Origin of the sequence: Bacillus cereus group sp. BfR-BA-01522, from assembly GCF_022662635.1 — a bacterium.
Taxonomy (GTDB): domain Bacteria; phylum Bacillota; class Bacilli; order Bacillales; family Bacillaceae_G; genus Bacillus_A; species Bacillus_A cytotoxicus.
In genome coordinates this window covers 1-322 of the sequence record NZ_JAKUDY010000051.1, presented here as the reverse complement: position 1 = coordinate 322, position 322 = coordinate 1, and the positions used below count along the sequence as shown (strand labels likewise).

The following is a 322-nucleotide window of genomic DNA, read 5'->3' as shown; positions in this document are numbered from 1 at the left end:
GGCTTATGCCACGTTAACGATCCGACACACTTAAACCTTTACGAATAAGCTCGTAAACCGCACCTGCAAAACTCGTGATGTAATTTTCTTTTTGGTATTTTTCGATTTCTGGCATTAAATCAGCAGGAAACGTAATTAATTTTGAAATACGTTCCATACTACTTCACCTCCTTTTAGTATATACTTATGTTTTGTATATAATTAGTATATACTAAAAGGAGGTGAAATCAATGTTAGTTAACAAAGTGTATAAGTTTCGTATCTATCCAAACAAGGAGCAAGAAATTCTAATTGCAAAAACAATCGGTTGTTCACGTTTTGT

2 protein-coding genes are annotated in these 322 nt (G+C 32.9%); one reads left to right on the top strand and one right to left on the bottom strand.

All coding sequences use genetic code 11. The features are described from left to right. Window positions 1-13: 13 nt before the first annotated feature. On the bottom strand, window positions 14-157 hold the full coding sequence (locus MR059_RS21575; RefSeq protein ID WP_164468647.1) for a hypothetical protein: 144 nt from the start codon (window positions 155-157) through the stop codon (window positions 14-16). Window positions 158-230: 73 nt separating this feature from the next. On the opposite strand from MR059_RS21575, the gene MR059_RS21570 reads away from it, so the two are divergent. After that, window positions 231-322: helix-turn-helix domain-containing protein (locus MR059_RS21570; protein ID WP_242162035.1), on the top strand; the 92-nt coding region annotated here is incomplete at its 3' end.